Source organism: Rhodococcus sp. KRD175, assembly GCF_017168275.1.
Taxonomy (GTDB): domain Bacteria; phylum Actinomycetota; class Actinomycetes; order Mycobacteriales; family Mycobacteriaceae; genus Rhodococcoides; species Rhodococcoides fascians.
On sequence record NZ_JABFAQ010000016.1, the window covers coordinates 1 to 24,406 of the forward strand.

At 62.3% G+C, this 24,406-nt stretch carries 27 protein-coding genes and 1 pseudogene; 14 read left to right on the forward strand and 14 right to left on the reverse strand.

Annotated elements, in window-relative coordinates; translation table 11 throughout:
* Positions 1–556: 556 nt before the first annotated feature.
* Together J1M81_RS22340 and J1M81_RS22345 are read right to left on the reverse strand one after the other, a co-directional pair.
* Complete coding sequence (locus tag J1M81_RS22340) at positions 557–1,159, reverse strand: maleylpyruvate isomerase family mycothiol-dependent enzyme (protein WP_206498878.1); 603 nt, start codon at positions 1,157–1,159, stop codon at positions 557–559.
* A gap of 218 nt (positions 1,160–1,377) precedes the next feature.
* Positions 1,378–2,439 carry an IS110 family transposase gene (locus J1M81_RS22345; protein WP_206498879.1) on the reverse strand — a complete coding sequence of 354 codons (1,062 nt, stop codon included), beginning with the start codon at positions 2,437–2,439 and terminating at the stop codon, positions 1,378–1,380.
* 423 nt (positions 2,440–2,862) lie between these two features.
* On the opposite strand from J1M81_RS22345, the gene J1M81_RS22350 reads away from it, so the two are divergent.
* From J1M81_RS22350 to J1M81_RS22385, 8 genes are all read left to right on the forward strand, one after another.
* Positions 2,863–3,099: a hypothetical protein gene (locus tag J1M81_RS22350; protein ID WP_094656103.1), complete on the forward strand. Its 237-nt coding sequence runs from the start codon at positions 2,863–2,865 to the stop codon at positions 3,097–3,099.
* A gap of 43 nt (positions 3,100–3,142) precedes the next feature.
* Positions 3,143–3,442: a hypothetical protein gene (locus J1M81_RS22355; protein ID WP_094656104.1), complete on the forward strand. Its 300-nt coding sequence runs from the start codon at positions 3,143–3,145 to the stop codon at positions 3,440–3,442.
* Positions 3,443–3,779: 337 nt separating this feature from the next.
* Complete coding sequence (locus tag J1M81_RS22360; RefSeq protein WP_206498880.1) at positions 3,780–4,877, forward strand: IS110 family transposase; 1,098 nt, start codon at positions 3,780–3,782, stop codon at positions 4,875–4,877.
* A 103-nt stretch (positions 4,878–4,980) separates the two neighbouring features.
* Entirely contained in the window at positions 4,981–5,517 is a 537-nt protein-coding gene (locus tag J1M81_RS22365) for a glyoxalase superfamily protein (protein ID WP_219520300.1), read from the forward strand.
* A 47-nt stretch (positions 5,518–5,564) separates the two neighbouring features.
* A complete protein-coding gene (locus tag J1M81_RS22370) occupies positions 5,565–5,900 on the forward strand; it encodes a hypothetical protein (RefSeq protein ID WP_094656105.1) in 336 nt (111 codons plus the stop codon).
* Positions 5,897–6,061, forward strand: coding sequence for a hypothetical protein (locus J1M81_RS22375; protein WP_155288773.1), 165 nt, complete (start codon positions 5,897–5,899; stop codon positions 6,059–6,061). Before J1M81_RS22370 ends, J1M81_RS22375 begins: the two co-directional genes overlap by 4 nt.
* Positions 6,062–6,318: 257 nt before the next feature.
* Positions 6,319–6,522, forward strand: a complete 204-nt coding sequence (locus J1M81_RS22380; RefSeq protein WP_141215061.1) for a hypothetical protein — start codon at positions 6,319–6,321, stop codon at positions 6,520–6,522.
* 77 nt (positions 6,523–6,599) lie between these two features.
* A complete protein-coding gene (locus J1M81_RS22385; protein WP_052061711.1) occupies positions 6,600–7,400 on the forward strand; it encodes a hypothetical protein in 801 nt (266 codons plus the stop codon).
* Between the two features lie 51 nt (positions 7,401–7,451).
* Here the strand turns inward: J1M81_RS22385 and J1M81_RS22390 are convergent, their stop codons facing one another.
* The 8 genes and pseudogenes from J1M81_RS22390 to J1M81_RS22425 form a co-directional block, all read right to left on the reverse strand.
* Complete coding sequence (locus J1M81_RS22390) at positions 7,452–8,225, reverse strand: hypothetical protein (protein ID WP_141216253.1); 774 nt, start codon at positions 8,223–8,225, stop codon at positions 7,452–7,454.
* A gap of 58 nt (positions 8,226–8,283) precedes the next feature.
* On the reverse strand, positions 8,284–9,282 hold the full coding sequence (locus tag J1M81_RS26915; RefSeq protein WP_032401328.1) for a NucA/NucB deoxyribonuclease domain-containing protein: 999 nt from the start codon (positions 9,280–9,282) through the stop codon (positions 8,284–8,286).
* A gap of 505 nt (positions 9,283–9,787) precedes the next feature.
* Positions 9,788–10,456, reverse strand: a complete 669-nt coding sequence (locus J1M81_RS22400; protein ID WP_141215302.1) for a hypothetical protein — start codon at positions 10,454–10,456, stop codon at positions 9,788–9,790.
* A gap of 449 nt (positions 10,457–10,905) precedes the next feature.
* The gene (locus J1M81_RS22405) at positions 10,906–11,715 is read right to left on the reverse strand and encodes a F510_1955 family glycosylhydrolase (protein WP_032401329.1); all 810 of its coding nucleotides are present in this window, start codon (positions 11,713–11,715) and stop codon (positions 10,906–10,908) included.
* 383 nt (positions 11,716–12,098) lie between these two features.
* On the reverse strand, positions 12,099–12,938 hold the full coding sequence (locus tag J1M81_RS22410) for a hypothetical protein (RefSeq protein ID WP_094656082.1): 840 nt from the start codon (positions 12,936–12,938) through the stop codon (positions 12,099–12,101).
* 238 nt (positions 12,939–13,176) lie between these two features.
* Positions 13,177–15,519, reverse strand: a pseudogene (locus J1M81_RS22415) (transglycosylase domain-containing protein).
* On the reverse strand, positions 15,519–16,349 hold the full coding sequence (locus J1M81_RS22420) for an N-acetyltransferase (RefSeq protein WP_206498881.1): 831 nt from the start codon (positions 16,347–16,349) through the stop codon (positions 15,519–15,521). The pseudogene J1M81_RS22415 and the gene J1M81_RS22420 overlap by 1 nt, the downstream one beginning before the upstream one ends.
* 91 nt (positions 16,350–16,440) lie before the next feature.
* The gene (locus J1M81_RS22425; protein WP_155288774.1) at positions 16,441–16,818 is read right to left on the reverse strand and encodes a hypothetical protein; all 378 of its coding nucleotides are present in this window, start codon (positions 16,816–16,818) and stop codon (positions 16,441–16,443) included.
* Between the two features lie 115 nt (positions 16,819–16,933).
* On the opposite strand from J1M81_RS22425, the gene J1M81_RS22430 reads away from it, so the two are divergent.
* The 3 genes from J1M81_RS22430 to ccsB all read left to right on the forward strand — a co-directional run bounded on the left by J1M81_RS22430 (position 16,934) and on the right by ccsB (position 20,072).
* A complete protein-coding gene (locus tag J1M81_RS22430; protein ID WP_155288775.1) occupies positions 16,934–17,101 on the forward strand; it encodes a hypothetical protein in 168 nt (55 codons plus the stop codon).
* 342 nt (positions 17,102–17,443) lie between these two features.
* Positions 17,444–19,096: a cytochrome c biogenesis protein ResB gene (locus J1M81_RS22435; RefSeq protein WP_052061714.1), complete on the forward strand. Its 1,653-nt coding sequence runs from the start codon at positions 17,444–17,446 to the stop codon at positions 19,094–19,096.
* A gap of 4 nt (positions 19,097–19,100) precedes the next feature.
* Positions 19,101–20,072, forward strand: coding sequence for a c-type cytochrome biogenesis protein CcsB (ccsB, locus tag J1M81_RS22440; protein WP_206498882.1), 972 nt, complete (start codon positions 19,101–19,103; stop codon positions 20,070–20,072).
* 9 nt (positions 20,073–20,081) lie between these two features.
* On the opposite strand, the gene J1M81_RS22445 is transcribed toward ccsB, so the two are convergent.
* Positions 20,082–20,213: a DUF3703 domain-containing protein gene (locus tag J1M81_RS22445; RefSeq protein ID WP_080733457.1), complete on the reverse strand. Its 132-nt coding sequence runs from the start codon at positions 20,211–20,213 to the stop codon at positions 20,082–20,084.
* A gap of 11 nt (positions 20,214–20,224) precedes the next feature.
* Here J1M81_RS22445 and J1M81_RS22450 point away from each other — a divergent pair, with 11 nt between their 5' ends.
* The 3 genes from J1M81_RS22450 to J1M81_RS22460 are packed head-to-tail and all read left to right on the forward strand — an operon-like array spanning position 20,225 to position 21,818.
* The gene (locus J1M81_RS22450) at positions 20,225–20,371 is read left to right on the forward strand and encodes a hypothetical protein (RefSeq protein ID WP_155288776.1); all 147 of its coding nucleotides are present in this window, start codon (positions 20,225–20,227) and stop codon (positions 20,369–20,371) included.
* Positions 20,368–21,000 carry a TlpA disulfide reductase family protein gene (locus J1M81_RS22455; RefSeq protein ID WP_206498883.1) on the forward strand — a complete coding sequence of 211 codons (633 nt, stop codon included), beginning with the start codon at positions 20,368–20,370 and terminating at the stop codon, positions 20,998–21,000. The genes J1M81_RS22450 and J1M81_RS22455 overlap by 4 nt, the downstream gene beginning before the upstream one ends.
* Entirely contained in the window at positions 20,997–21,818 is an 822-nt protein-coding gene (locus J1M81_RS22460) for a cytochrome c biogenesis CcdA family protein (RefSeq protein WP_032375700.1), read from the forward strand. Before J1M81_RS22455 ends, J1M81_RS22460 begins: the two co-directional genes overlap by 4 nt.
* Before the next feature lie 317 nt (positions 21,819–22,135).
* Here the strand turns inward: J1M81_RS22460 and J1M81_RS22465 are convergent, their stop codons facing one another.
* The 3 genes from J1M81_RS22465 to J1M81_RS26925 form a co-directional block, all read right to left on the reverse strand.
* Positions 22,136–22,693 (reverse strand): DUF305 domain-containing protein, encoded by a 558-nt coding sequence (locus J1M81_RS22465; RefSeq protein ID WP_308051299.1) that lies wholly within the window; start codon positions 22,691–22,693, stop codon positions 22,136–22,138.
* A gap of 205 nt (positions 22,694–22,898) precedes the next feature.
* A complete protein-coding gene (locus J1M81_RS27070; protein ID WP_353852273.1) occupies positions 22,899–23,417 on the reverse strand; it encodes a DUF6153 family protein in 519 nt (172 codons plus the stop codon).
* A 4-nt stretch (positions 23,418–23,421) separates the two neighbouring features.
* Complete coding sequence (locus J1M81_RS26925; RefSeq protein WP_032375702.1) at positions 23,422–24,369, reverse strand: NlpC/P60 family protein; 948 nt, start codon at positions 24,367–24,369, stop codon at positions 23,422–23,424.
* Between the last annotated feature and the right edge of the window lie 37 nt (positions 24,370–24,406).

Below are 24,406 nucleotides of genomic sequence, written 5' to 3' on the forward strand. Positions count from 1 at the left end.
CAACACTCGTACGATGATTCTTCACTGGGGCCTCCCACATCTGTGGCTCTACCGGCCAGGACCCACTCCTGTCGGCAACCCACGCTTACATGCGGAGGGGCCCCAGCCAAGACCTCCATACCGTCTAGGTGCACCGGGAGATTCGCCGGCCGAAATGTTCCGGCCGGCGGATCAGGCCACCTACGGTGTCCACCGAATCGAGCTCCGCTTCGCTCCGCACCGTGGAAAGAGCACAGACGTTTTTTCACAGCGGTTCTGGCTACCGGCGAGCATTCATCACCCGTGCCCGCCGCCTCAACCCCGCGCTCCGCTGCGCTACGGCCGAAGGCTCCGGTGCCTCTCTGTTTGTCAAGCCGCGAGTCTGTTGTCTGCAGCCGCATTCACCCGACGCGTGCAATCGCTGTTACCGACATCGACACATCCAAATCTGGAGGGAGGGGCTGACAACACCGCCTGGCCGATGGGTTCGATCGGGGGCATGCGCGATCGTTCGCGGTGTTCTCGGAATTATCGATCCGCGGGCGCGCCGTCATCATGTACCTGCGTGAGCAGACAGTCAGTCTGGTAACACGATTCGGCCGGTAAGAGTCAATATTAGTGTCGTCGCTGACATTGCCGTTGCCGGTCCGTTGCCTATGGTGAAGTCCACGTCGTTCGCGGCCAGGGTGCGGTGGCCGATATCGACGCCGAAGTGGCGTGCGCGGTTTTTGGTTTCGATGGTCTCAAGGACGGTCAGGAGCTGCTGGGAGGTCGCGGTGGACGGTCGGCCCAATCCCTCGGTGAGATCGAGTCCGTGAATGACATCGTGGCAGAGCGAATCGGTGAGATCGCTGCCCGGAACTTTCCACCGGGTGGTGGTGTTGACCCGAAGAACCTCCACCAATTCGGATCGGCTTAGGCGCTCGATGTCGTGTCTGGCCAATCGGTCCGCTACTCGATCGAAATCCCCACGGGCGGCAACGAGCGATACGAACAGTCTCGGCAGTCCTATCCGGAACGGCATCGACAGGTGCGCGGCTAAGTGTGCAACAGTCCATCCGCGACACAACGTAGGACCGGTCCACTCGGTGTCGGTCAGATCCGTCAGCACATCAACTGTTGCGGCTCGCTGCTCGCGCGTCATGATCTCTACGGACTTGTTCTCGGCCTTGCCGGTCATCTCGATCTACTCCTTGCGATGATTTCTGATGGTCATCCAGTCAGACTCGCGATTGAATGAAAAGTCATCGTCGGCGGCATGTCGAATCGATCGTAGAGGGTTTTCTGTGCAGACATCGGCCATGTCAAACGCTGCGCTCGTACAGGCGTGTTCTGCGCGCGTGCGTCCGTGAGCGATGTGGCTGCGCCGGGTAGTCGAGATGTGAAATCCGTTGGCGCTCAGGCTGAATTGAGTTGAGCGGAGCTGTTGTCGTGTGCTGATCGAATGTGGTCGGCGAGCATAATTTTCCACAGGTGTGTCGCGAGATGACGTTTGAGTGATCGTCTTGCCGCGCGGGGTGTTTTGCCCTCGGCAATCTTCTTGTCGTAGTAGGCGCGGCCGTCTGTGTGGGGCATGCGGATCTGGGTGATGGCGACGGTGTGGATCGCGGAGTTGAGTTTGCGGTCACCGAACCGGGAGAGTCGGTGGTGGGAAGTGTGGGCGCTGGCGATCTGCACGGGTGCGGTGCCGGTGTAGGTGGCGTAGGCGGCAGCGGTGGGGAAGCGCGATGGTGTACCGGTGCGGGCCAGGATGCGGGTAGCGACGACCTCGCCGATGCCATCGATCTCGCGCAGCCGGGTGCCGTGTTCGTCGAGCAGTTTCTTCGCTTGGGCGCTGTTGGAGCGTAGTTGTCGATCGAATCGGCGTAGATCGTAGATCAGGTCGCGGACGAGCACCAGCCGTTGTGTATCGGTCGCTGTGAGCGGGGTGAAGTTCTCGATCGCTGCCTCGGCTTTGGCGGGACTGAGTGCGGTGGGTGCGCCGCCTGCGAGCAAATCGCGTAGCAAGGCATGAAGTTGGTTGACTGTTCGGGTTCTGCTGTTGGACAGGTTCTCTCGGCGTTCGTCGAGTATCCCGAGGGTGTCGGTGATCGTCTCCGGTTGTATGCGGCGAGCATCGCCTTGCAACGCCGCGACGCAGGCCGCTGCGGCGGCATCGATGCGGTCGGTCTTACGTCGTCCACCGCGCGAGAGTTGTCGAACTCGGGCGGTCGCGGTAGGCCGCACGTCGAGGACGGTTTCACCGATGGCCAGGAGCCAGAGAGCGAGGTGGTGTCCAAGTCCTTCTGCGTTCTCGATGGCCCATTTTCTGGTCGGCCAGGACTGGGCCCAGGTCATCAGGCGTTGGTAGTGCCCGAGGTCGGCGTCGATGCGGATCGAACCGAGATCGGTGTTGGTGGCCGCGTCGACGGCGGTGGCGGTGTGGGTTGTCTTGTGTGGGTCGATTCCGATGACGATCATGGTGTGCGCTGGTGCCCTTTCTGTGTTGGTCGATAGGGGGATTCGCAGCGGACATTCCGACTTTCAGTCCCTGACGTATCTGGGATTCACGCCTCTCTCGAGTCACACCGCGAACGCAGGGCGGGAGAGTGAACACACCGGAGCTGGGTCAACCCGGATGCGGGTGACAAACACTTTTCGAGTCAACCCTCCCGTCCTGCTACGGGACGCTAGAGGTAGCTGACCTTGCCACGTGCCCGTGACACACATACAAGTCGAACACTTTTCGTCCCGTGCTCGCTCCGCTCCCACGAAAACTGTCCGGCCGAAGGGTTGCCCCGTCGGCCCCGTGCGCTGCCTTCTCTCCTCACGCCAGAAACGGCGAAAAAACGGGGGGAGGACGCAAGACCGACCCGGCACCAGTTCCGAAGGGCAGCAACAGTTATGACCGAGACCACGAACACCGAGACCGCTACCTGCATCGCGGACGGACCCGACTGCACCGGCGACGTCGAATACCGGGACGCACTGTCCGGAACCGGAGTAGCGCACCCGAGATGCGACAAGCACTGGCAAGACCGCCTCGACCTCGAGGACGACCTCCGACGCCGCTACCCGGCCCACGCACCCGCCGACTTCGACCCCACCTACGCAGGAGAGCGGTGGGACGAGGACTACTGACCCGCCACGCCCACCACCGATCGACCAGACAGAGGAGCAAGTCATGACCGCCAACGACAACGACGACTACTGGACCACCTACGACAAGGCCCTCGACGCGGCCGCCGAATGTCGGAGCGTCGAATCGCTGATCGACACCCTGGGCCGCTACTACCCGCCCTCGTCCGGAGTCGCGTTCTTCCCCAACGGAGCCGACCGCGACCTACTCGGCACCCTCACCGGCGCCGGACACTTCGATACCGTCTGGATCCAAGCGGACTACCACTTCGCGCTCCGTGACGGCCGAGGAGACGGATTCACCTACATCGAAGGCGACATCGTCCGCGGAACCGCACGCCTGTGACCACCCGCCCCGGTGCCTGACGGCACCGGGGCAACCAACCTCGCACCACCTGGAAGGAACGCCCCTGATGCCCGCTCAAGCAGTGAACACTGGACACAGGGTCGCTAGGCACCACGATTGACCTACCGCACAAGTGACCGGTGTGTCTTTCCCAAGACGCGTCGTCGCGGTGTCGAGCGGCCCGCTCGTCGGTGGTCGGGCCTGGCGGCGTGACTTCATAGGACCTTGAAGCGACTCTGCCCCATCACTGTTTTGTCCACCGCCAGCGTCCGCCCACCCAGCGCGAAACTCGGTCGGAAGGCCCGCCGAGTCCGTCGAACGGGAAGGCTCGGATCACATGGACGGTGACATCGTCGTCGGCATCGATTCACACAAAGACACTCACTACGCAGCTGTGCTCACACGGGGTGGAAGGAGGCTCGGAGCGCGCCAGTTCGGAGCCACAGCGCAGGGCTACAACGAGCTGTCGGAATGGGTGGAGACGTTCGGAACTCCGGCGAGCTTCGGTGTCGAGTGCACCGGTTCGTACGCTGCGGGACTGACGCGTCACCTGCTCGAACGTGGCATGTCGGTCGCGGAGATCAACACGACCAACAAACATGCGCGGGCTCGCCGTGGGAAGGACGATGCCCTCGATGCGGAGATGGCTGCTCGGCACGTCCTCACCGGAGCCGACGCCATCGTTCCGAAGTCGAGTACCGGAGCGGTGGAATCGATCAGAATGCTGCTTCTCACGCGGGAGTCGGCAGTGAACGCTCGTACCGTTGCGCTGCAACAGATTCAAGATGTTCTGATCACCGCCCCGGTGGCTCTGCGTGAGTCGATCACCTACAAGCGGGGGAAGGGAGCCGTCGAAGCGTGCTCCCGGTTGCGTCCGGACTTGTCGCGCCTGTCCGATCCGGAACAAGCTGCGAAGTTGACATTGCGGACTCTCGGTCGCCGGGCCAGCGATCTGGCCGAGGAGATCGCCGTTCTGGAGCGCGAGCTCGACACTTTGGTGACCGCGACGGCTCCGACGATGCGCGCAGCGTGCGGGGTAGGACCGGTCAACGGGGCGCAGTTGTTGGTGACCGCGGGGCAGAACATCGGCCGGCTTCATTCCGAGGCCGCGTTCGCCCGGTTGTGCGGTGTCGCCCCTGTTCCTGCCTCGTCGGGCAAGACGACGAGGATGAGGCTGCACCGAGGCGGTGATCGCGCCGCGAACAGAGCGCTCTACTTGATCACCGTGTGTCGGCTGCGGTACGACCAACGCACGATCGACTACATGCAACGCCGGCGCGGTGACGGGTTGTCGAAGAAGGACGTCATCAGGTGCCTCAAGCGGTTCGTGGCGCGGGAGGTTTTCAACGATCTCGTCGCTGATCTCGCAGGATGTGGCAGCATGTCAGCAGAGGTTGACGTACCTGCCGCTCGCGCCCCGTCCGGGGTTCGGTGAACACGTTGCTCTGAGGGTCCACCATCGGAATCCGTCAGGAAGCAGCTGACCGCCGGTAATGCGAGCATCCGGACTCGGTTGTGCTTCCAACGAAGGATCCCTGATGCCCGTTCACATGACCATCGATGAGTTGAAGTCCGCTGCACGAACGTTGCGAAAGTTCCTGGCCGAATCAGGTGCTGCACAATTGACCCACGCCCAGTCACTCGAGGCCGTCGCTCACACTGCCGGATTTCGAGACTGGAACAGCTGCAGCGCCGCTCTTCTCGCTCCCCGTCCGCTGGCGGCTGTTCCGATCCTGCGGGTGTATGACGAGGTCGCGACACGAAACTTCTATTGCGACTACCTCGGATTCGAGGTCGACTTCGAGCATCGCTTCGCCGCCGATCTACCGCTCTACATGCGGGTCACCCGTGGCGGTGTTCACCTGGACCTGAGTCAACACCACGGGGATGGAACACCAGGGGCCGCTGTGTGGCTGCCGACGGTCGACATCGCGGCGTTCCACCGGGAGCTGCGTCGGCGAGACCATCTGGTGACTCTGCGACCCGGTATCGATCGCTCCGCACCTGGTGGACCGACCGTCGAGCTACTGGATCCGTTCCAGAACGCCCTGCGCTTCTGCGAACTCGACGACTGACACATGCTCGACTGACAGACGATTCACTGCTCCCGCCCACGGATCGCTTGACATGTATAGGACCGTCCTGGGTCACCCTGATCGTCGGTGTCCTCGCCGTCGTCGGCGTCGCCCTGACCGTCCGCCAACGCACCGTGGCCGACAAACGCGCCCAAGCCTGGCAACGGATCACCTGGTGCCTCGAACGCACCACCAGCGACAACGAAGCCGAAGCCGCCCTGGGCTGGGACATCTACACACCGGTGACCGACTCACCGCTCATCACCCGAACCGAACGAGACGTCCTGCGCGCTGTCGCAACCCGGGCATTGTGGCGAGCACTGGCGTCACCGGCACAAACCGAGGACACTGACAACCAGAACGAGCAGGAGGACCCACGATGACCACCACCGAGAAGCGCACCACCGCAGCCCGACCACAGGTCGCGCGGGCCGCAGCACGGGCATCGGTCGCGTTGTACGAACGCGACGGCCTCGAGGTACCCCAGTGGATCCGTGACGCCGCCGAAGGGCGCCCGACCACCCCACCAGCCGAACAGCCCTGACACCGGCTCACAGCCCGTAGACCGAAAGGCCCGCACCCCACACCGGGTGCGGGCCTTCTCCATTGCCTGGGATCGGGAAAGCGTGAGGGAGCAGGGTCGGGCCACCCTGCGGGCGTCCGCCGAATCGAACTCCGCTGCGCTCCGCACTGCTACACCCCGACCACAGCGCAGACGGGCCGCTCGTGCACGCGCGGTTCAGGCTTCAACCCGTTGCAGCGCAACACAATCTGTCGGTACCCGATGCCACACTCGAGGCCATGCGAATCCGAACCATCGACGGACCACCACTACCCGCCGAAATCGCCGAGATGACCGCCCGCGCAATCGCTCTGACGCAGCTACACCACGCCGCCAGACGTTCCATCAACGGGAACAACACCGCAGTGGGTGGTCTTGACGCGCTCACCAGCGCAGTTGAATATCCGTCCCCGTCAGCTGCCGAACGTATGAACGCTGACTAAAGCTTATATGTGCGGGTTACTCAGCGAGACAAAGCAACTGGCCGTCCGATGACAGGCCGGAGAGGTAGTGTCGAGCTATGCCTACTCTCCCGGAAGGTCAATCCCTGCTCGTTCGTACCCATTTCGCCGCCGACGATGTCTGGCAGCAGATTGCAGCTGATGCCCAAGCTTCTCACCGACAAGCCGACGGAACCGAGGCACAGGCTTTCCTTACCGTGGTCGACGACAGCGAGTTCAGTGACCTGACACCAACCGATCTTGCCGAATTGATCCCGTCACCACCGCCGTATTACGTGTTTGTGGTCGACCGACAAGCGTGTGAACAGCCCGAGCATCCCGTTCTCGTCCTCGATATTGCAGAAGGCGTCGCACCTGCCTCGTTCCGCGTGATTCCCAGTCGACTCGCGGTGGTGGAGAACAACCTGTCCATAGCAAACCTGAGTTTCGACGAGCTGCGCTCCCAGGCCGACCCTGACGGGGTGTACCGCGGTACACCCGCGGAGCCGCTTCCGGCGGAACGGAGCGTGAACCATGAGGATTTGGTCGGTGCTGCAAACCGCGCAGAGGAGACACCAGTCGTTCAGCAACTACGACAAGATCTCGAGGCGAACCACGCACCCACCCTGACCGCGAGACTCAATAATGATTTGTACGACACATACACCGTATTGGCTGGTCAAACCCACCGACCTGATCTAAAAGTCGGTCGCGACGAAATGTTGGAAGTCCTCGAGCACGGGGGGAGGGGGTATGGCATTCATCTGCCCCTGATCGACAGTTACTGGACGATCTTCTTGGATCCATCGAGTTTGGATCTACAGGCCGCGATGAAAGTCTTCTATCCGCCGCAACCCGCCCCACGGCGACGCCCGGCATAACCGCAGCTCGATGGCCGGCCCCGAGAACGCCGGGACCGGCCATCGACGGTGTCAGGAAATCGCGAACTCGCTGACCTGAGTCGTTCCGTCCTCCGCGTACACGGGAACAGTCTTAGGGGCAGATCCGAACACCTCGGTGCCGTCGATGTTCTGCTTGCGCAGCTTAGAAGCTTCGGCCGGCGACGTGGCTCCGCTGTCGAGGTCCTGCTTGAGGATGTATCCCTGCACTCCGTCGGTGCCGATCGCAGCGACGAGGTCGGGCAATTCCGCGTCGGACGGTGCGGTGTCGCCCGGTCCGAAGGATTGACCCGCTGCATTGGTTCCCGACTCGACAGTGGTCGTTTCGGACTCGGAGGTGGTCGCGGACCGGGCAGCCGGGGCGGTCCAGTCCAGCGGGTTGCTCGGGAAAGTCAGGGCTTCGCGGTATTTGCTTCCATCCCATACCGCAGTGAAACCGTGACTGTTGTACGAACCTGTCCCGCAGGTCGCGGTCGTGCCCAGTGTCAGTGAAGCTGTACCGGTGGAGCTGTACTTGTAGCCGACAGCCTCACACAATGCTCCGCTCTTGAACAGTCGAGCTCGCACGCCGATGTCACCGGGTGCGACCTGCTGGCCGAAGACAGAGTAGATCTTCGACTGTGCGGTCAGGTTGGGCGAATTGATGATTGTGGAGGTGTTCAGGAACTGAACACCTGCGCCGTTACTTCCTGCTGGGCCGACCCAACCGGTGACAACGTCCGCGCTAGCAGCGCCTGGAGCGGCGAGCACCAACGCTCCTAGCAGGGCGGCGATGGTAGCTGTTTTACGTAGTGGTCGAGTTCTCATGTTCGAGGCCTTTCCGTTGGGTACCTTTTATCGGATTCTGAAGATGAAACGGGCTCGTTCAGCCGATTGCCGAAACGAAGTAGTCGTCACCGGGCATCACTCTGTTCCCGCGGTAAAATTCGACCATAAGGGTGCCTTGTTTATTGTTCTCGGTAAGAGGGACCCATCGGACGGTCGACCCGTAGCCGCCCTGCACGGTCGATGCGAAAGGGTATTCATCGCAGGATGGGTCTTTCATGTTGAGAGGTTTCTCGCCGAGTAGATCCAACCGCTGTTGTGACGACCGTGGGCATGCGGCGTCCCGATTTGCCTGATTGTCAGCAGAATTTCCACGAGTCAGCGGCGCGCCAGTACCAGGAATTCCGAAACCAAAGGCAGCCTGGCCAGCCTTAACTGTCTGAGATATGTTCGGGAACGCTGCTTGGGTGTACTGGACAGTCGGCTTCTCGTTCGGGTTGACGCAGCCGGTGCCGTAGTTGACTGATTGAGCAGCATCACACCTGAATTGCTGGCCGGTGGTGCGCGTGCGAACGGGAGTACCATCCAAGTCGTTCGCCGGCGAGTCTCCAATGTATATGAATTGAAGCGTTCGCTTGTCGAACGCGTTTGTCGCGTTTCTCGTCACATAATGCTCGTACTGCTGGTACCCAGTCCCTCCGATGACCATCGGAAAAACGTAGGCGGGATAGGTAGTGGTGCTGTCGTTGGCGAGATCGAGAACAACGAGTTGGAAAGAGTACGTACCCGGAATGGTGGTTGTTGGAGAAGTCGACGAGACATCGCCGTAGAATTGGATCACGTTTTCTTTGGTCTGTGTCTGAAGAGGGCTACGGACCTGGAGAGTGACGTCGATGACCCAGTTTCCGATCGGCTCCAACGGGCCGTTAGGGAAATTGGGTTGAATGAATTGCTCGACGATGGTCGAATATGTTTTGCACGACTGAAAACGTGTTTGGAAACATATAGGACCGGATTGGCGTGCAGATATACCCGACTCCTCGGCATGCTTCTGTGTCAGCCTTTGTGCAATTTCCTCCGCTTCGGCAGGGTCGGTCACTTCGCGAGAACTCCGCTTTTCGACCACCTTCTGACCTGAGGTGGTCGTCGCTCCGGAGTCCGGTGGCACCTCGACTGGAGGCGCATTCTGGCCAGGTGGAGTGCCCTCTATGTCGCCCGGCGCGCCTCGTTTATCGACGGCACCTGAACCTCCACCGGAGCGGAGTCGCCCCCCGAGGGGCTGGGCTCGACTGGTTGCGCGCTGGCGGTGACGCTAGGTGCCGCGATGACGACCAAGCAGGTAAGACCAGTAGCCAACAACCTTGCGAACGAGCGAACTGCTGGCTTCTTCACGACTTTCTTCCGCACTGATTCCTCGTAAGGTCCGTCTGCCCAGACGCCATTACGCTTAAAAGCAGCGTCAGGCAGAATTCGGGCAGGAGAGTGGAACGTCCGAAAAAGACGTGGAGGCCGCCCCGACTACTACAAGGTGCGTGCCACAGGCGCTCGGTGAGCGTAGGCAAACGCTACCAACAGCTGGCTTGTCTTGGCAACGGAAACAGAAATTACGGAACCTGTGGTCGGAGCGTCACCAGGATTGCTCTGGAGCGGTCATCGAGGTCGATAGCTCTCGCAGACACCGACACCGCGACATAATCCGAATAGGGTGTCAGAAAACGAAATTCGGCCGATTCCACAGCCCCGGCTTGCGCAACTTTCAAGGATTGTCCGATTCGGATTGCATCAGGAATGTCACCGGGGTGTAGAACCGGTTTAGCGCCGGGTAAGTGGCTTGTTTGCCATGCAATGCCAGTCGGAGCGTCGCCATACCAGTACAAAAGCTGAAGTGAATCGGGGTCAGCGATCGCGCGATACTCCGAGGGATCGGACAGCGACCGTGCAACCAGCGTATCCAGACCCGCGTTACGTCGATCGATGTGTTCAGTACCCTCCGAAGGACCAATATCCACAGACACTCCCCGAACAACCCGATGAGGTTCACCAGTAGGGCCGATGCCGTCGTGGAGAAAGTGTGCCGTGAACTGCATACGCCGATGTGCACCCGATGGACGGCATTCCACACCGACCTCTTGGAGCACAGTTCCCGGCCCACCGGAAACGAGCTGCGCCAGCACCGATGCTGTGGCGTCCCCAAGATCCAGCTTCGCCAAACCATCCGGAATCGGCCGACTCAGATCAACGCCGAGCTCAGCCCACGTCTGAGTCGCGCTCACGATCGGGCTGCGCCGGGCCACCCCTGAGGTCAAGTCCCACTCGAATGCCCACGCCGAGGGCCGATCACGCAGAGGAGCCAGACGATTAGCAACCTGAACCCACACGCCATGAACGCGACCAGACACATCGTCGGCAATCGGATCAACGCCAACCGTCCGCGAACCATGACTACACCGAACAGGGCTCCCATTTCGGCACACCTGCATGACAGCATCCAGTACGGCCTCGGAATCTCTACGCCAAGTATTTCGGTTGTCCTCATTCCTGGATATCTCGGAGTCGGACCCCGGTGTCATCGCGGGATCTCGTGGCGGGCCGAACCCCAGGGGAGGAAGAGGGAGTAAGCCGCTCAACAGCGGCAAGCGCCCGCATCAGCCGCGCGGGTGACCGCCTGCGGTCGCGTCGAAATGTCGCTATCTGTTGTCGGGCTGGTCTCGACCGGGCCGAGTTACGTCAGTGTGTACAACGCCTGGGGGCTGGCTGCGTAGGCGGTGTCGTAGTCGACCGCGGTCAATGCCTCGACGGACCCGGTTGCGGAACGCTTCTGCCAATCGGCGCCGTTGCGACTACGCCAGGCGTATCCGTCGGTGTCGATCCCCCACAGTGCATCGCCGGCACCGGCGAGCAATACCAAGTTCGGTGCGTCGAGGACAGGAGAGAATGTTCGGGCCGTGTCGGTGCTGTGCTGAAGTCCATCAGGTGTCACCGCCCATACTCCGGAGCTCGTAATCGCCAACGACGCCGCGGGCGCAGCGGCGCCGGGAGTCCAGGTGGAGCCGCTGTCGGCGGAGACGAGTAGACCGGTACTGCCATCGAATCCGACGAGGATGCGTCCATCGGCAGCCAGCGCGTGGAAGTCGACTTGTCCCTCCAGTGACCGATCCGACCACGACATTCCGCCGTCATTGCTGCTACGCAGTCCCAGTGGGTTCGCCGCCGTGCTGGATTCGCCGGGATGACCGGAGGTGAAGAGGGTATCGGTGGCCGGTACACCCGACAAACCCATGAAGTCATCGTCGGAAGAGCCGACCCTGGTCAGGTTTCCGGACGAACCGATGGCGAAGAGTCCTGTGTGGCTACCAGCGAGGACGGTGCCATCGGCGTTGACGTGCAATCCGTGCACATGAGCCAGTGAGGAGGTGAAGTCGACCACTGCCGGATCGGCCGCGCCGTCAGTCGCTGCCGGAGCGGAACATCCAACGAGGGACAGAGCTGCGATCAGAGACGGCAGCAGGATGCGGGAAAGCGAGATGGACATAAAGTGCGGTTCTCGTTCTGTCGATGAGGGCTCGGTGATGTAATCGCTTGAGCGTCAACGCCAAGTGATCTCCCGGTCAGGCGCGGTGAACATGACCGGATACGGCGGCTGAGGTGGACGTGACTGCTCGGGCGGTATGTGCGGGACGACGTAGACGCATCGACCTTCATCTCCATTCACTTAATCTCCAATCACTGAGGCGATGTACGAGCGCGGATCGTTCGGCGGCGAACAGCCGTGGCAGCGACATCGCACCGACGATCGGTATCGGCTGAGTGCGAACAATTCCGACACCTTCACCCGCCTCGCCGTGGCGAGCACTCAACTACTAACCAGCATAGTATTTCGGGCAGGTCAGGCCGAAGTGCCCATCCGGTTCGGTGTCATCGCAGATGCGCCGGTGCGTCGCCCGGGGTGATGCCGACGTGGACGTGGTCGCTGTGCACGTCGTCGGTGAAGAATCCTGGACGGTCACCGTTGAGGTCGGTCGGACCTCCGACCTCGGTTGCGCCCAGTAGGGCTGCCGCAGTGACGAATTCGGAGATCGTTGGGTTGTTGAAGGGATCGTCGACAACGCGCCGACCGTTGATTTCTCGGATGTCCACCGCTCGTCCCACTGCGTGGTTGGACAAGCGCGGGTGCGGGAAGACGGTCTGGATGTGACCGGTGTGCATCACCTGCACTGCGTAGGTGAATCGATCGGCAAGTCCGAGCATGATCTGGAGCACATTGTTGTTGATGCGTCCGGTTCCGATGTCGAGTCGTGCAGGCTCGGAGAGCGTGATGCGAGGGCTGCTCAGCACCGACGACGCAGCGGCGGTCAGTGGTACTGGGGACCCAAGAGAGGTCAAAGGGTTGATCTTTTCCACCGTCCAGGCCGCGCCAGCGGCGATGTCGCGCTTGAGCCGGATATCGAGTGCCATCTGCCGGGTCGTCTCAGCCGGCTGCGCGAGCGTGGGGCGTTGTAGGAGTTGGTCGAACAGCACGATCACTGCAGCACTCTCTGGACCGATTCCGGCGTACTGCGGATACACCACTCGCAGGGTGCTGGCGAGGGCCTCGTCGGGTTGAAGCAGTGCTGCCGTCGCCGCGACTTCGAGCGATACCCCTGCGGTGCGCAAGCTGTCGAGTACTCCTCCTCCCTCGCTCCAGCTGCCACCTGCTTCGAGGAAGCTCGTCGCTGCGCGTTTGATCTCGGGCATCACTTCGCCAGCTGTCGGCATCCACCGCCCCGGATTCACCGGGGCCGATGATCGACTGCTCGGTGCGCTCACGGCCGGGGACCGTGCGGGAGATGCGTTACTGCTCGGTGCGAGGCTGGGGGATTGTCTGTCGGCGGTGTTGATGGTGCAGCTGACTGTGAGCGGCAAAACCGCTGCGGCTGTGAGCAGTTGTCGACGGCTGACTGTGATGGCGTTTCCTTTCGTGCGCGGGGGTCTCAAGGGTGAGTGTCGTGGGTGATCACCGCGGCGGCGGTAGCGGCAGGCCGGGAATGTCGATACTGGGCGGCGCTGGCGTGGGCGTGCGGTCGGGGGCGGGGGAGCCGTCACTGATGTACAGCGTGATCAGCGATCCCGGGATCGCCGCGCCGGATGGGGATGTGCCGGTAGCGGTACCGCGAGCGCCCTGACCGGTGGTGGTGACGACGGTCACCTAGAATCCTGCTGCTTCCAATCTCGATGTGGCCGACGACTGGCTCATGCCGCTGACCTCAGGTACTTGGCCGTTGGCGGAGCCGCGGACGTATTTGTCGTCGACCGGTGGCAGCTCGATGGGGCCGAAGTTCGTGGCGATTGGGTCCATCGCGTCGTACCAGGTTCGTGCGGGTTCGTTACCGCCGTAGAGGTTCCCGGAGCTGCAGGGCCGCAGTGGGAAGGAGCAGATCTGGCCCGGTGTCGGTGAGTCACCGTAGGTGTAGACGGCGGCGGCGTAGCGGTTGGTGAAGCCGAGGAAGCCCGAGGATCGGTTGGATTCGGTAGTGCCGGTTTTCCCGGACATCGGCAGCGTCCAGCCCACGGACCCGGCCGCCGATGCCGAGGTTCCTCCGGGTTGGTCGTCCTTGCTCATCGCGTTGGCGAGTGTGTTGGCCAGGCCGGGTTCGACGACCTGCTCGCACGCTTGTTGTGTGACCGGTACAGCTACACCCTCGCGGTCGGAGATGGAGTCGATCGGGTTCGGCGGGCACCAAGTACCTCCCGAGGCGAGGGTAGCTGCGACGTTGGACAGCTCGAGCGGGTTGACCCAGGTAGGTCCGAGTGTGAACGAGCCGAGGCTTTGCTCTTTCTGGAGGTCGGCCATGCTCTGCTCGTCGAATCCAGACGAGCCGGGGAGGGTGTAGGAGCGAAGCCCTAGCCGCACTGCCATGTCGACTGTCGGTGTGACACCGACGGACTCGAGCAACTTCACGAACGCCGTGTTCGGTGATTGCGCCAGTGCGTCGGTGACCGTCAGCGCCGGTGGGTAGTTTCCGACGTTCTCCACGCAGTAAGCGCCCGCCGGGCAGTTACGCGCGCCGCCGTCGCCCAACCCCCTGACCTCGACGCGCCGGGGAACCTGCAGTGTGGCGTTGGTGCCGAGTCCGCGTTCCATCGCGGCGGCAGTGGTGAATATCTTGAAGATCGACCCGGCGCCGTTGCCTACGAGTGAATACGGTTGCGGCTGAACCGTTTCGTCGGCGTCGGCATCGAGTCCGTAGGTGCGACTACTGCCCATGGCGAGGATGCGGTGTTCGTCCTGTCCGGGTGCGACGACATTCATCACGGTGGCGACACCGTCGAGGTCGGGATCTGTGTTCGCGGTCAGTGCGGCCTGGGTCGAGTTCTGCACCGCCGGGTCGAGAGTCGTTTTGATCAGATAACCGCCCTCGTCGATCTGCTCGCGGCTGATACCGGCGTCCTCAAGATATTGGAGTGCGTAGTCGCAGAAGAACCCTCGATCACCGGCGGCGATGCATCCACGTGGGAGGGTGTTGGGCTCGGCCAGCACCCCCAATGGCTCGGATTTGGCGGCCTCGAATTCTGCGGCTCGGTTCGGGATGGTTTCGATCATGTTGTCCAAGACAAGGTTTCGGCGGCTTGTGACTCCCTCGACGTTGGTGTACGGGTTCAGTGCCGAACTGGACTGAACCATCCCTGCCAGCATCGCTGATTGCGTCGCCGTTAACTCGCTGGCATCGACACCGAAGTAGGTTTGCGCGGCGTCTTGGATGCCGAACGAGGCATTGCCGAACGGAACCAGGTTCAGATAGCGGGTCAATGTCTCGTCTTTGGTCAATTCTCTGTCCAAGGACAACGCCATTCGGATCTCGCGGATCTTGCGAGCCGGCGTGGTCTCGATCGCGGCACGCCGCTCGGCGTCGGTGTCAGCGACGACCAGTAATTGATAGTTCTTCACGTACTGCTGATCGAGTGTCGATGCGCCCTGCTCGACCTGCCCGCTGGTGGTGTTGGTCAAGAACGCTCGCAACGTTCCCTGCCAGTCCACGCCCTGGTGTTCTGCGAAGCGCCGGTCCTCGACGGAGACGATCGCAAGCTTCATCTCGTTGGAGATCTTCGCGCTCGGCACTTCGGAACGGCGTTGCTCGTATAGCCACGCGATCGGGTTGCCTGCCACGTCCGTCATCGTCGAGATGGCAGGAACTACGCCCTCGGCGAGTTCGCCGGAAACGTTGTCGTCGGTGTCAGCGGCGCGGTTCGAGACGTATCCCAGGCCACCGACGATGGGGAACAACACTCCTGCAAGCAGCACGCCTGCGAGCGCAGTGCATCCCACGAGTTCGAACACCGTTCGTCGGGTGCTTGACATCATCGTCTCGTTTCTGTCGACGGGGCAGTGCTCGCGGTCGTCCGGGTTGGTGGGACCGACAAGGGGAGCGGAGCACGGCCGCAGCGGCCGTCTAGCTCTCGCCGGTAGGTCTGCATGGTCCGGCCATCTCGATCGAGACGGTTTCCGCTTTTCTGCCATCCGAGGCGCTCGTAGAAGCCGCCTGCATTGTCGGCCACCCCGAGATCGGTGGACAGCTCGGCGCAACGTGCACCTGCCCGCGCAGAGTCGGATTCGAACCAGTCGAGCAACTGTGCACCCACTCCGATCCCTCGCACCCGTGGGCTCACCGCTATCGCAACGACGACGGCGACACTGTCGGCCGGGGGAGTCTCGGGTTCGCCGTTCGGCAGTGGGATGGGCCGAGCGCGCGCCACCGCTCTGCACCAGGGGCGAAGACGCGTACGAACGAACCGCATGGCGGTGCGCGGGCGGACTGCCATCGCCGCACCGGCGTGTGCAGCCAACGGCAGCACGGTCATCTTCTCGCGCAGTAGATCACCGATATGGGCATGGTGATCGAGGGTGCCGAGGAGGAATCCGACGACGGCGCCTTCGCTATCGGTTGCGACAAGAGCGATGGCGTGTCGTCGGTTGACGAAGCTGCGGTGCCACCGGCGCAGGAACCGTGCTCCCAGCTCGGGGAACAGGCCAATCGGTAGCTCGTCGAGGTGCAACTGCGCGCTCTGCGGTAGATCGTGCGGCCCGGCCTCGCGAAGGACGATCGCGACTCCGGGAGGAGGCGCGGCGGGGTTGGGATGAGGGAAACAAAGGTGCGGCGTAGACGATGAAACGTTGAAGATGATATGCATGGCGTTGTCCTCGACGAGGCAGGCTCGCGCCCTCACCGCGGAGGCGGCGCGCGAGAAGAAAGGTGGACCGATCTGCGCAAACGCAGACCTCTCACACCCTCAGAAGGCATGCCGCGTCGAGCACGGACATCGGCGCAGGGGGAGAGACCGACCTCTCAGTTGGCGACGATCTCGATGCCTGTAGACCTCGAAGCTGGTGCAGTAGCACTGTCCATCCGGTCCGGCGCAGCAACATTGCCAGCCCTAGCGCAAGGATCGCCACCGCTATGTGGACGGACCCGATCAGGGATCCGTGATTGTCGTGATGACTGGACGCGCTACCGCCGATCCCCTCGTCCTGCTCCGGCGCCGACGTGTGCTCGATTTCCGGGACGCTCTCGATGACCGCAGCCAGCGGAGCGTGGCCGGGCTCTGCGGTGGTGTGTGCGACCTGCGACATCATCAGCACCGCCACTGCCGTGGCCGCCATGATGGACCAGAGCAGAATTCGGCGAATACACTCGCTCAACCGAATCGGACACACACGACGAAAATAGCAGATCCATGTCGCCGTCTACCCGCGCTAGCGACGAATACCGTGTGCGGTGACGCCTCCAGCGTTCCATGCGGGCCGCACCCTCAACTGCCAGGCATTGTTGGGTTCGACGTTGGCGCAGGGCCGTGGTGACCCAGAGGGCGGCGGGCCCGTCATCGAGCAGGTGCGCGGCGGCGCGATCCACGGTGACCAGTACATCCTCGTAGGCCAGTCGTAGTGGCGCTCGCTCATCGAGTTGGGACATCGCGACATCCTCGATCAACTGCAGAGGGAACCGCGCCGCTTCGTACTCGGCACGCAAAACAGCTAGTGCAAGTGTGCCTGATCTCACCGCACAGGTATTACTCCGCGGGATGAAACGCGTTTGGACGGCATGAGTAGAAGAACCGATCCGCGCCTACCGTGGGGCCGAAAGCGGCCTAAACCGAACCGCAGCCCGGCAGCGTTCCGGATGGACCAAGTACCACGTTTGTGGTTGCAGCACTTACCCTCTCGCCCAGGCGACTACCGCGCACAACTGCACACGGCCCATCAACTACTATGTTGCATAGTAATTGAGATGCAATCGTCGAAAGGGTGTGGCGGTGTGACAGCTGATCAAACCCCGGCGCTCACATCGCAGGGACGGTTACGCAGAGCAATCGCTGCGGTGCGCAACAGGTGGCGGCAACTGACCTCGATGCGAACGGCACTGGTGCTGCTGTTTTTGCTCGCTATCGCAGCAATCCCAGGCGCCCTGCTGCCACAGCGCAATCTCAACACCCAGGCGGTTGATTCCTACATCGCAGCGCGCCCGGCTCTCGGGGCCGTCATGGACACGCTGGAATTGTTCGACGTATTCGGAAGCTTCTGGTTCACCGCCATCTACGTCCTACTGTTTGTGTCGTTGATCGGCTGCCTGACTCCCCGAATGATCGAACACGGTAAAGCCCTTCGCGCACAGCCAGTTCGCGTACCCCGAAACCTTTCGCGACTACCGCTTCATCATTCGGGCGCTCTCGCCGGTAGCCCGAAAACCGTCATCGACGACATCGCGCCCCACTTGAGAGGGTGGCGTACTGCCGTTAGGCCCGAGCCCGATGGGGCGCTCACCCTCTCCGCCGAGAAGGGCTATACCCGCGAAGCGGGAAACCTACTTTTTCATTTCTCGCTGATCGGTCTGCTCGCGGCCATCGCCATCGGCAAGCTCTTCGGTTACGAAGGATCGGTCATCGTCATCGCCGACAACGGGCCCGGTTTCTGCAACACCTCGCCCGCCATCTACGACTCCTTCCGGGCCGGCAACAGCACCGACGGAACCGGGCTGGAGCCGTTCTGCATCAGAGTCAAGGACTTCAACGCCGACTACCTTGAGAACGGCCAGGCAGAGATGTTCACCTCGAACATCTCCTACCAGAGCGCCGACGACATCGCCGCAGACACCTGGCGCGACTATCAACTCAAAGTCAACGAACCCCTCCGGCTCGGAGATGAACGCATCTACCTCACCGGCCACGGGTACGCCCCGGAATTCACCGTGACCTTCCCCGATGGTCAGAGTCGAACCGAGGCCCTGCAGTTCCGGCCCGACGACGCCACCACGTTCCTGAGTAGCGGGGCGTTGCGTTTCGATCCACCCGGCGGGACCTATGCCACCGCCGATGAGCGACGCCGCGGCCAGATCGCCATCGAGGGCCTCTTCGCTCCCACTGCGCAATTCAACGGAACCCTGCTCTCCTCCCGCTTCCCGGACTTGGTCGATCCTGCTGTGGCAGTGGATATCTACAAAGGTGATACCGGCCTCGACACCGGCATACCCCAGTCGATCTTCTCCCTGGACCAGGAGATGATCAACCAGGGCCGACTTGTCAAGCAGGATCGGGTGAACCTGCGTCCCGGTGAATCGACGACCCTCACCGACGGCACCAACATTCGATTCAACGGCGCCAAGGAGTTCGCCAACCTGCAGGTCGGATACGACCCCGCACAGTTGTGGGTGCTCGTGTTCGCGATCACGATGATGACCGGACTGTTGGTCTCGCTGGTGATCAAGCGACGTCGAGTCTGGTTCCGTGTACTCCCGGCCGAAACAGGCCGATCGAGCGTGGAGATGGGCGGGCTCGCCCGTACCGATCACGCCGGATGGGGACCCGAATTCGAGACCCTCCGCACCGAAATCTGGACGCCGCGGACAAAGAACCACTCCGAGACCCTCGATACAGAAACGGTGTAGCGCCATGCCGATCGACGACAACCTCGCCCGCTGGAGCGACATCAGTTTCGAGACCGCCTTTGTGGTCTACCTTCTCGCCGCGATCCTGTTCATCGCACAACTCGCAACGACGCGAACAGCGACTTTGAGCCGGGCCTCGAGTCTGCATCCGCAACTGATCGCAGCGACATCATCGACACCGGGATACGTGCCGGTCCCCGAGCGAAGAGCCCCGTCCGAACGCCTGGGCCGCACGGGACTCGCCCTGGTAATGCTCGCACTCACTTTGCATGTCGGGTCGATCGTCCTGCGCGGGATCGCCACTGGCCGCCCGCCGTGGGGAAACATGTACGAATTCGTCTCCGTCACATGCGCGGCCGGCATACTTGCCGGACTGATTGTGCTGCGCTCGGAGCAACTGCGCACACTATGGTTGTTCGTCCTTGTTCCGACTTTGATCCTGCTCTTCATTGCCGGAACTGTGCTCTATGCCAACGCGGCGCCCGTCGTACCAGCCTTGCAGTCGTATTGGCTCCCCGTGCACGTCTCCGTCGTCTCGCTCGGCAGCGGGGTGTTCCTGATCTCCGGTGCAGCCAGCACATTGTTCCTGATCCGGATCCGATATCCCAACAACAACGCCGTCCCCGACAGCAGAGTGGGCCGGATCGTCGCTCGTCTCCCCTCGGCGCACTCGCTCGACGTGCTGGCGTACAAGACCACCATCTTCGCGTTTCCCCTGTTCGGAATCGGTGTCATCCTCGGCGCGATCTGGGCCGAGGCCGCGTGGGGTCGGTTCTGGGGCTGGGACCCGAAAGAGACGGTCTCATTCATCGCGTGGATCATCTACGCCGCGTACCTGCACGCCCGGGCCACCAGCGGGTGGCGTGACACCCGGGCCGCGTGGATCAACATCGCCGGATTCGTGGCCATGCTGTTCAACCTGTTCATCATCAACATGGTGGTCTCCGGACTGCATTCGTACGCGGGTTTGAACTGATGTCGCCTGCTAGCCGCCGCCCTGTGCTTCGGCGAGGTCATGCGGCACCGGTCGCGTCAATCCCGCGTCGACCCGGCCGGTGTTGCCGACCGGGTATCGACCGGACCAGGATCCAGGAGCCACGACCACGATCCGAATCAACTGACTGCCTCGTGTCCGTAGTGCATTCCGGAGAGGGAAGTCACAGTGCCCCGAGCTTCGTCACCGGCCAAGACTGGGGCATCGACCGCGTCACCGATCCCACGATGTTCGAGACATCGGCGCAGATCCGTACTGCAGCAAAGGCGTCGACTTCATGAGACTCGGCCGCCCTACGGGGGCTCGCACACGCGAACAGAGCAGTCTGCCCGCCACGGCAACGGCATCCATCCTTGCCGTTGCACTCCTGGTCTCCGGATGTTCCGCAGGCGCCGACGCCGTGCCCTCCGGAGGTAGCTTCGATTTCGTTGCACCCGGTGGTCAAACCGACATCGTCTACGATCCCCCCGAAACGCGCGGAACCATCGGTGAACTCGCCGGACCCGATCTGATGGAGGAAGGTAAGAACACCGCTCTGTCGGACTATGACGGCGAGGTGGTCGTGATCAATCTCTGGGGTCAGTGGTGCGGCCCCTGCCGCGGCGAAGCCGACGACCTCGAAGAGGTCTACGAAGCAACCCGCGAGCGCGGTGTGCAGTTCCTCGGTATCAATGTTCGAGATCCGCAGAAGGACAAAGCGCAGGACTTCGTTGTCGACAACAATGTCTCCTACGCCTCGATCTACGACCCCTCGATGCGGACGCTGATCGCCCTCGGCGGGAACTACCCGACCAGCGTGATTCCCTCGACGCTGGTACTCGATCGAGAGCACCGGGTGGCGGCAGTGTTCATGCGTGCCCTCCTCGCCGAAGACCTGCTCCCTGTCGTCGAACGGATAGCAGACGAATGACTGTTCTTCTTGCCCAAGGCGGCGTTGGCTCGACGTTCCAAAATCTGGCATCGAGCGGACCTCTGGTACTGGCGATCGCCGCATGTATGCTCGCCGGGCTGGTCTCGTTCGCGTCACCGTGCGTGGTGCCCCTGGTGCCGGGCTACCTGTCGTACCTGGCGGGCATCGCAGGTGCCGACGTGCCGTCGCTCGCCGCCGCCTCGACTGGTGAAGCACCGCCGAAGCTGGCAAGCCGCTGGCGCGTGGCAGGTGCAGCGGGGTTGTTCGTCGCCGGCTTCACCATCGTCTTCGTCCTCGCCACCGCCTCGATTTTCGGGGTCATCGGCACCCTGCGCATCAACGAACAGGTGCTTCAGCAGGTCGGCGGTGCCATCACGATCATCATGGGCTTGACGTTCATCGGGTTCATTCCCGCATTCCAACGCGACACTCGATTCGCGCCGCAAACCATCTCGTCTCTTGCTGGAGCGCCGCTGCTCGGTGGCGTGTTCGCGCTCGGCTGGACGCCGTGCCTTGGCCCCACGCTCGCCGGGGTGTTGTCCGTTGCCGCTGGCACTGAAGGCGCAACCGCAGCGCGCGGCGTCACTCTCATCGTCGCCTACTGTCTGGGACTCGGTCTACCGTTCGTGGTCCTCGCGTTCGGCTCGAGTTCGGCGATGCGCGGTGTCGGCTGGCTACGGCGGAACTCGCAGAGAATCAAAGTGGCAGGCGGAGTGATCATGATCGCCGTCGGTGTCGCCCTGCTGACGGGGGTGTGGGGTCTGTTCATTGCCTGGATACGCAATGAATTCGTCAGTTCGGTTGTATTACCCATCTGAGAAGGAAACCGAGCAGCCGCACGTGCAAGACCACGCCTCCCCAACTGCCAGTGCCGGTGGTATCGAACCCACTCTCTGTCGACGGCGCGCCCCCGCCGGGCCGCGATGACCCGATCCGAGAGCCGCCCCCTGTCCCTACCGCGGATCTGCGTGTCCCAAGGACCCCGCAGGCGGGTGCATCAGCAGGGGAGGGCATGTTTCCGGGGCCGTGTTGATCGGTGTGGCAGCTAAAAGGGCCAGGTCCTTCGAAACCGAAGGGCCGGGGCTCGGTATTAGCCGAGCCCCGCCCTACGGTTGATAGTTCCCAGAATTGAGAGTTACTGGGCGAGCAAACTTTCCATTGTGGAGATTTCGCTCTGCTGCGCATCGATGATTGTGGAGGCAAGCTCCTTGGCATCAGCATTGGAGCCGTCGGCCAACTCGATCTGAGCCATCTCGATTGCCCCCTTGTGGTGCTCGATCATCATGGTGAGCCACATGGAGTCGAACTCCGCTCCGTTAGCGGCCGACAACATGTCCATGTCTTCCTGGCTCATCATGCCGGTCATGCCACCGCTCCCCATGTCCATACCGCCCATGTCCATTCCGCCCATGTCCATTCCGCCCATGTCGGCGGACGCTGCGGGCTGTCCCCATGCGGTGAGCAGGGCATTCATCTGCTCCATCTCCGGTGCTTGAGCTGCTTCGATGGCCTGGGCCAGCTCGATGACCTGAGCATTCTCGGTTCGGCCGTCGACAAGTGAAGCCATCTCCACCGCTTGTGCATGGTGGGGGTACATCCCTTCGACGAACGTGACATCGGCATCGTTGAATTCGGCCGATGCTTCGGCGGAATTCTCGGAGGACGACGAGGCCGGTGTATCGCTGCTCGACATGCCGGGCATGTTCATTTCGCCGTCGTTACTGCTGCAGCCAGCGAGAACTGCGGCGGCGACAGCGGAAGCCGCCGTTATCGCGATCGTGAAACGGGTAGATCGATTCGAACGCATAACAAACTCCTGAAATTATGGTGGGGTGGTTCGGATCGACAGGCACACTGACCCGTCGACATCTGTGTCTCACACAACGGTGAGTCACCTGTCAGATCCGAAGCACAGACAATTCGGAGAGAGTGAAAATGGTCCAGGGCGGCGGGTGCCCGGTTCGACGACGAACTGCCGACAGCCGCGCAGCGTGGACGAGAGAACCGGCGAAGCCCACAACGATTGCCCGTAAGACGGCCAACGCCGCGACAGCACCGATGATAGCCAGACACAGATGCATGACCGAGCTGTGATCGCCACAGCCGTTCCCGCAGTGTGCTGCGGAACCACTCTCCGATGCTGTCGCAGATGATGCTCCCGAATGCTCGTCGACGGCAGGTGGAGCGCTCACCGTCGAGGTCATCGAGTGTTCGCCGATACTCGTCGCCGTTGCGAACGACATCGGCGCAGAATGCATGAGAAGGACTCCGAACAGCACTATCGAAGCGCAAACAGCACCTAGGAGCCACTTCTGGTTCATAGGTTCCGTGGCTGAAGTCCTCACCGGTTCGATCTTACCGGTCTGCCACACGGGCATCCGGTCTCCTCGCAGTCGCGGCGTCCGGACCGTGGACATCGAATCAGGTGGCGATGGGCCGGTTGATTGCGGTCACTTCATCCCAGGGAACGGGCGCGACTTTGACGACGTCGCCGCCGGTGGGGGCGTTGACGTATTTCCCGTCGCCGATGTAGATCCCGATGTGTCCGATCGGTGAGTAGAGAGAGATGAAGTCACCCGGTTGCACTGATTCGCGGGAGACAGGTGTGCCCGCTCGTGCTTGGTCTGCGGCCACGCGTGGAACGGTCAGTCCCAGTTGTTTGTAGGCGAAGTAGATCAGTCCGGAGCAATCGAAGGACCCCGGCCCGGTAGCTCCCCAGGAATAGGGTTTGCCGAGTTGGTCGAGGGCGATGCGCATCGCCTCCGCTGATGTTCCACTCGCAGCCGAGACGGCGGCGGGTAGCTCGGAAGGATTCGTGGTGCCGGGGCTGACGATGGCAGCTCGATCCGCATCGGTGAGGGCGGCGAATTGGTCGGTGATTTTGGCGATCTGATCGGCCAGGTCGGTCTGGCGTTGCTCGAGGTCGCGTTGTGTACGTGCGGCGTCCGCCTCGGCTACCGCAGCGGACGCCTGTGCTTGCCGGGCTTGTTCGAGCTGGTCTCGCGCTTCGTCGTCGATCTGTGTCGAGTCGGCGAGTGCAGCGGCTCGATCGGCGAGGATCCGGTCCAACAACACCATCTGATCGAGTAGTTGCTGTGGGCTGTCCGCGACCAGAACGGCCCCGAGAGGGGATTGCGGTACACCTTTGTACGCGGCGTCGACAGCTGTGGCCAGTGCTCGACGGTTGGCAGATGCGGCCACTTCGGCTTCCCGAGCCGCCGCCGAGGTCTCGTGGGCGAATTGAACTGCGGTACTCAGTTCGCCGCGGCGACGATCGAGGGTGTCCTGCGCGGCGTACATGCTCTCGGTGAGAGTGAAGGCGGTCGCATTGAGTTCAGCGAGTTGTCGTACGGCTTCGGATGCGTTCACCGGGGGTGCAGCAGGGTCCGCCGAAGCTGGAGCATTT

Coding starts and splice junctions, on each gene's coding strand:
- J1M81_RS22340 (WP_206498878.1), bottom strand. CDS start 1,159: ATGACCGGCAAGGCCGAGAACAAGTCCGTAGAGATCATGACGCGCGAG.
- J1M81_RS22345 (WP_206498879.1), bottom strand. CDS start 2,439: ATGATCGTCATCGGAATCGACCCACACAAGACAACCCACACCGCCACC.
- J1M81_RS22350 (WP_094656103.1), top strand. CDS start 2,863: ATGACCGAGACCACGAACACCGAGACCGCTACCTGCATCGCGGACGGA.
- J1M81_RS22355 (WP_094656104.1), top strand. CDS start 3,143: ATGACCGCCAACGACAACGACGACTACTGGACCACCTACGACAAGGCC.
- J1M81_RS22360 (WP_206498880.1), top strand. CDS start 3,780: ATGGACGGTGACATCGTCGTCGGCATCGATTCACACAAAGACACTCAC.
- J1M81_RS22365 (WP_219520300.1), top strand. CDS start 4,981: ATGCCCGTTCACATGACCATCGATGAGTTGAAGTCCGCTGCACGAACG.
- J1M81_RS22375 (WP_155288773.1), top strand. CDS start 5,897: ATGACCACCACCGAGAAGCGCACCACCGCAGCCCGACCACAGGTCGCG.
- J1M81_RS22380 (WP_141215061.1), top strand. CDS start 6,319: ATGCGAATCCGAACCATCGACGGACCACCACTACCCGCCGAAATCGCC.
- J1M81_RS22385 (WP_052061711.1), top strand. CDS start 6,600: ATGCCTACTCTCCCGGAAGGTCAATCCCTGCTCGTTCGTACCCATTTC.
- J1M81_RS22390 (WP_141216253.1), bottom strand. CDS start 8,225: ATGAGAACTCGACCACTACGTAAAACAGCTACCATCGCCGCCCTGCTA.
- J1M81_RS22405 (WP_032401329.1), bottom strand. CDS start 11,715: ATGTCCATCTCGCTTTCCCGCATCCTGCTGCCGTCTCTGATCGCAGCT.
- J1M81_RS22410 (WP_094656082.1), bottom strand. CDS start 12,938: ATGCCGACAGCTGGCGAAGTGATGCCCGAGATCAAACGCGCAGCGACG.
- J1M81_RS22420 (WP_206498881.1), bottom strand. CDS start 16,349: ATGCATATCATCTTCAACGTTTCATCGTCTACGCCGCACCTTTGTTTC.
- J1M81_RS22425 (WP_155288774.1), bottom strand. CDS start 16,818: ATGGCGGCCACGGCAGTGGCGGTGCTGATGATGTCGCAGGTCGCACAC.
- J1M81_RS22435 (WP_052061714.1), top strand. CDS start 17,444: ATGCAATCGTCGAAAGGGTGTGGCGGTGTGACAGCTGATCAAACCCCG.
- ccsB (WP_206498882.1), top strand. CDS start 19,101: ATGCCGATCGACGACAACCTCGCCCGCTGGAGCGACATCAGTTTCGAG.
- J1M81_RS22455 (WP_206498883.1), top strand. CDS start 20,368: ATGAGACTCGGCCGCCCTACGGGGGCTCGCACACGCGAACAGAGCAGT.
- J1M81_RS22460 (WP_032375700.1), top strand. CDS start 20,997: ATGACTGTTCTTCTTGCCCAAGGCGGCGTTGGCTCGACGTTCCAAAAT.
- J1M81_RS22465 (WP_308051299.1), bottom strand. CDS start 22,693: ATGTCGAGCAGCGATACACCGGCCTCGTCGTCCTCCGAGAATTCCGCC.
- J1M81_RS27070 (WP_353852273.1), bottom strand. CDS start 23,417: ATGTCCACGGTCCGGACGCCGCGACTGCGAGGAGACCGGATGCCCGTG.